The following is a 5,632-nucleotide window of genomic DNA, read 5'->3' as shown; positions in this document are numbered from 1 at the left end:
GTCCGGCGTACAACGCGGACCGCCCAGCGCGCCCCGCGTACAACAACGACCGCACGGAGCGTCCTGCGTACAGCAACTACCGCCCGGCGCGCACGGAGCGTCCGAGCTACGACCGTGCAGGCCGCGCGCCCCGTCGCGATTTCGACGACCGCGCCCCCAAGCGCGAGAGCGATTACTACACTGCTCGCACCACGACCGGACCTGTCGAGGACGTCGTGCTCGAGCGTCTCGAGGCTGCCGTCATCACGGCTAACGACGTTGAGGGCGTGACCTTCGCCGACCTCGGCCTGGGCAGCAACATCGTCCGCCAGCTGGCGAGCATGGGCGCCGAGGCACCATTTGCGATTCAGGCAGCGACTATTCCGGATGTGCTCGCGGGCAAAGACGTTCTCGGTCGCGGCAAGACCGGCTCAGGCAAGACGATCGCCTTCGGCGCCCCCCTCGTCGAGCGCCTCATGGAGAACAACGGTGGGAAGGACCGTCAGATGGGACGCAAACCGCGCGCCCTCATCCTGGCTCCAACCCGCGAGTTGGCCCTCCAGATCGACCGCACCGTGCAGCCGATCGCCCGCTCCGTCGGCCTGTTCACCACGACAATCGTCGGTGGCGTTCCCCAGTTCAAGCAGGTCTCGGCGCTGCAGCGCGGCGTCGACATCGTTATCGCCACCCCCGGCCGCGTCGAAGATCTCATCGAGCAGGGCCGCCTCGACCTCAGCAACGTCATCGTGACGGTGCTCGACGAGGCCGACCACATGTGCGACCTGGGATTCCTCGAGCCCGTCCAGCGCATTCTGCAGGAGACAAGCCAGGGCGGCCAGAAGCTGCTGTTCTCGGCCACCCTCGACAAGGGTGTCGCGACCCTCGTCAAGCAGTTCCTCGTCGACCCGGCCGTCCACGAGGTCGCCGGTGAAGACCAGGCGTCGTCGACCATCGACCACCGCGTGCTGCTCATCGAGCAGCGAGACAAGCGAGAGATTATCCAGCAGCTCGCCGCGGGCGAAGGCAAGACCCTCATCTTCACTCGCACGCGTGCGTTCGCCGAAGAGATGAGCGACTACCTGGAAGACAAGGGGATTCCGGCGACCAGCCTCCACGGAGACCTCAACCAATCGCGCCGAACCCGCAACCTGCAGCTGCTCACCAGCGGCCGGGTGAACGTTCTCGTCGCGACGGACGTTGCCGCCCGTGGCATCCACGTGGATGACATCTCGCTGGTGATTCAGGCCGACGCGCCGGAGGAGTACAAGACGTACCTGCACCGTTCGGGCCGCACGGGCCGCGCCGGCAAGGTCGGAACCGTCGTCACACTGATCAACCGCAACCGCCGTCGCAAGATGGATGAGCTGCTCGGCCGCGCCGAGATCGACGCCAGGTCGGATTTCGCAGCACCGGGCGACGCAATGCTTGCAGAACTCGCAGCGCTGTAGAACTCACACCCGCACGACTGCACAGCAGGCAGTAGATCGAAGGCACTCACCCGAAAGGATGGGTGCCTTCGTCGTTTATGCCGCACATCGCGCTGAGAGCGCAGTCGTGGCCCGTCCGCCTCGAGAAATAGGGCGAGTATTGCACTCTGACCGACCCGTGGTCTCGTCGTCAGAACATTTTCGCGTCCAGACCCTGCTTACCCATGACAGCATCGACTGATGCACATACGGCCGTTCATCGAAGAAGACACCGAGGCGGTCGTGGCGCTCTGGGGGGCGTGCGGGCTTACCCGCCCAGGAAATGATCCCCGGCGCGATATCGCGCGCAAGCTCGAGGTGCAACGCTCAACTTCCCAGTGCGCTCGGCAACGGCAACGCGCGTGCGTTCTATCGCGCAGTCAGTTTCGAAGTGGATGCCTCGGCCCCCGCGTCACCGTCGGCTGATCTTGAGACCCGCCCCCGCCTCGCTGACCGTGCCGAAGCTCGGCGCATCCACAGTGCGCTTGCTGTACTTATGCCCGCTCTTAACAACTCCAAGTGCACTGTGGAATGCCGGGCCAAACGATGCGGGCGCGCACCACGCATACACGCACGCGGCGCGAAGCGGTCGGTCGCGACATCCATTGCTCACGAATGAGAGCCGCGCCGCACGCGGCCCGGGAATGAAAGCGGCCGGATGTGCGCTGTAACCCAACGACCCAGCCGCACCCGAGTGTCTAGGCTGGCGATCACAGGTTTCTTACGAAAGGCGCCCCCATGGCTCGCATCCACAACGACATCACCGAGGTCTATGGCAACACGCCCCTGGTGCGGTTGAACAAGGTCACCGAGGGGCTCGGCGCCACGGTGCTCGCCAAGCTCGAGTTCTACAATCCCTCCTCCAGCGTCAAAGACCGCCTGGGGGTGGCGATTGTGGATGCCGCTGAGAAGTCGGGCGAACTGAAGCCTGGCGGCACGCTGGTCGAGGGCACCAGCGGCAACACCGGTATCGCGCTGGCAATGGTGGGCGCTGCCCGGGGTTATAAGGTGATCCTCACCATGCCAGAGAGCATGAGCCAGGAGCGCAAGACGCTGCTCAAGGCGTACGGTGCCGAGCTGGTGCTCACGCCAGCTGCCGAGGGAATGAAGGGTGCGGTCTCCCGGGCCGCCGAGATCGTAGCGAATACCCCCGGTGCCGTGCTGACGAAGCAATTCGAGAATGCCGCGAATCCCGCGATCCATTTCGCCACCACCGGGCCGGAGATCTGGAACGACACCGATGGCGCGGTCGATATCTTCGTCGCGGGCATCGGCACCGGCGGAACCCTGAGCGGCACGGGCAACTATCTCAAGCAGCAGAAGCCCGGGGTGAAGGTTGTGGGCGTCGAGCCGGAGGAGTCGCCGATTCTCAACGGTGGCGCGGCCGGTCCGCACAAGATCGCGGGTATCGGCGCCAATTTCATTCCCGAGATCCTCGACCGTGACGTGTACGACGAGGTCATCGACATCAACATCGGCCAGTCCGTCTCGATGGCGCGACGCCTCGCCAAAGAAGAGGGCATCCTCGCCGGCATCTCTTCGGGCGCTACTGTTGAGGCCGCGCTTCAGTTGGCCGGCCGACCCGAGAACGCGGGCAAGACCATCGTCGTGATCATCGCGAGCTATGGCGAGCGTTACCTCTCGACCGTCCTGTACGAAGACCTCGCGTGATGGCGCCGTTCTCCCGCACCCGGGAGGACATCGCCAATGCACGCCGTCGTGACCCCGCCGCACGGTCGAATTTCGAGATCTGGCTCACCTACTCGGGCCTGCACGCGGTGTGGGGCTACAGGTTTGCGCACTGGTTGTGGATGCGCGGCCTGAAGACCGCTGGACGCGCGGTTTCGCAGTACACCCGCTTCCTGACCGGCGTGGAGATCCACCCCGGTGCCGTCATCGGCCGACGGTTCTTCATCGACCACGGCACGGGTGTGGTCATCGGCGAGACGACGATCATCGGCGACGACGTGCTGATGTACCACGGCGTGACGCTGGGTGGCACCAGCGCGAAGCATGAGAAGAGGCATCCCACCCTGGGAGATGACATCGTGGTGGGCGCCGGCTCGACGGTGCTCGGCAACGTGACGATCGGCTCGCATTCGGTGATCGGGGCGAATGCGGTGGTGGTGACGGATGCGCCCGCCGGCTCCGTGCTGGTGGGTTCGCCCGCGGTGGCACGACCCCGTGCTCCGGCCGCCACACCCTCGAGTGCGCCGGTTTCATACTCCGATTCGGCGATTTACTACATTTAGGCTCGGACAGCGGGGGAGTACCTTCACGATATCGGTTACCAGAAGGTGTCGGTCGGGTGACCGCCTGGTGCCCGCTCTCGACTTTTGACGGTGCGCACCCCTAGGGTGAAGCTGACCCCCACAAAGGGGTAGAAGTGTGCATTGATCTGCCCCCAGAAGGAGACCGTCGAGTCATGCCAGCATCCACTTTCCCGCAGGGTGAGCACCAGCTCCCCCGAGCACGCCGGAGGGTGATGGCCGTCGCGACGGCAACCGCTCTCGCTCTCGCCTTCACGAGCCTGACTGCGGCGCCCGCCTTCTCGGCCGAGGTCACTGCGACCATCGCCGACGTGCAGGGCACCACCGATGTCACGCCACTTGCGGGCACCACGGTCACCGTGCAGGGGGTAGTCACCGGCGACTATCGCAACAGCACGGCGAGTGGCTACCGCGGTTTCTACCTGCAAGATGCGGCGGGGGATGCCGCTGACAACCGTTCTGACGGCATCTTTGTCTTCGCCGCCAATGCCGACCCCGCGGTAGCCATCGGCGACCTCATCACGGTCACCGGGGTCGCGAGCGAGTTCAACGGGCAGACCCAGATCAGCGCCACCGCCAACGAGGCCTATGCGCTTGTAAGCGCCGCGGTCGGTGTTCCCGCCGCGACCGTCTTGCCCGCTACGACGGTGGGCACGGCACGCGAAGCATTTGAGGGGATGCTCGTCGCCCCCGAATCCGCCTACCTCGCATCGAGCCACCAGCTGTTCAACTTCGGCACGCTGTGGCTGAACGTCGGTGCACTCTCGATCAAGGCAACGGAAACCACTGACGCCGGAGACGCGGCCAACGCGATCGCCGCCGCCAACAGGGCGAGCCGACTGCTGGTCGATGACGGCTACAGCATCCAACTCAATAACGCGGCTCACCCCGGCACGCAGCCTTACTTTGACACCGCGACGGTAGTGCGCAACGGCGACGGGTTCGTTTCTCCCGCCGCCGGCATGATCCTTGGCTGGGGCTTCTCAGACTGGCGCCTCCAGCCGCAGCGCCCGCTGAGCAGCACCTCGCCCGCCGAGTATGCTGCGCTGGAGCCGACCTTCGAGCCCCTGAACCCCCGAACCGACGCCCCGGCCGACGTCGGTGGTGACTTCTCGGTTGGCGCGTTCAACGTGTTCAACTACTTCACCACCTTCGGTGGGAGTGCCCGCGGAGCGGATAACGCGGAAGACTTCGCTGTGCAGCAGTCCAAGATCGTGACGGCGATCAATGCACTGGATGCCGACGTCGTCGCGCTAATGGAGATCGAAAACTCGGTCAAGCTCGGCGAACCCGCCGATGAGGCGCTCGGCAACCTGGTCGGCGCGCTCAACGCCGCAGCCGGCTCCACGGTGTGGGCGTTTGTCCCGACCCCCACGGCGCTGCTGGATGCTGCCACCACTGATTTCATCACCAACGCGATTATCTACAAGACCGCGACGGCGACCCCCGTGGGAGCGAGCGTCGCAGACATCGACGAGACCGTCTGGAATATTGCGCGCGAGCCGATCGCCCAGACCTTCAAGGTTGACGGCAAGATCATCACCGTCGTCGCTAACCACTTCAAGTCGAAGAGTCCGCCATCGGGCGGTGGCACCGAGCCGGCCGACCTCCAGGGCTTTTTCAACACGGAGCGCACGGCGCAGGCCAACCGACTGAAGATCTTTGTCGACGGAATTGTCGCAAACCCCGCCAAGGGGCCCAACGTGATGCTGCTGGGTGACTTCAATGCGTACCACCAGGAAGACCCAGCGCAGGTGCTGACCGCGGCTGGGTTCGTCGATCTGGTGCCCGAGAAGACGGACGAATACACCTACACGTTCGATGGTGAGCTCGGGTCGCTCGACCACGCGTTCGCATCACCGTCACTCGCGGCATCCGTCACCGGAGTAGACGTCTGGAACATCAACTCCTCCGAGT

General features: G+C 64.9%; 4 protein-coding genes. All 4 read left to right on the top strand.

All coding sequences use genetic code 11. The features are described from left to right. Positions 1-1,427: DEAD/DEAH box helicase (locus tag RMN95_RS13975; protein WP_309617518.1), on the top strand; the 1,427-nt coding region annotated here is incomplete at its 5' end. Positions 1,428-2,183: 756 nt separating this feature from the next. Then, entirely contained in the window at positions 2,184-3,116 is a 933-nt protein-coding gene (cysK, locus tag RMN95_RS13970) for a cysteine synthase A (RefSeq protein ID WP_309617517.1), read from the top strand. Next, entirely contained in the window at positions 3,116-3,697 is a 582-nt protein-coding gene (gene epsC / locus RMN95_RS13965; RefSeq protein WP_309617519.1) for a serine O-acetyltransferase EpsC, read from the top strand. The genes cysK and epsC overlap by 1 nt, the downstream gene beginning before the upstream one ends. A 173-nt stretch (positions 3,698-3,870) precedes the next feature. Continuing rightward, positions 3,871-5,632: ExeM/NucH family extracellular endonuclease (locus RMN95_RS13960; RefSeq protein WP_309617516.1), on the top strand; the 1,762-nt coding region annotated here is incomplete at its 3' end.

The organism is Salinibacterium sp. (genome assembly GCF_031364185.1).
GTDB lineage: Bacteria > Actinomycetota > Actinomycetes > Actinomycetales > Microbacteriaceae > Rhodoglobus.
This window is presented reverse-complemented; position numbering and strand designations above follow the sequence as displayed.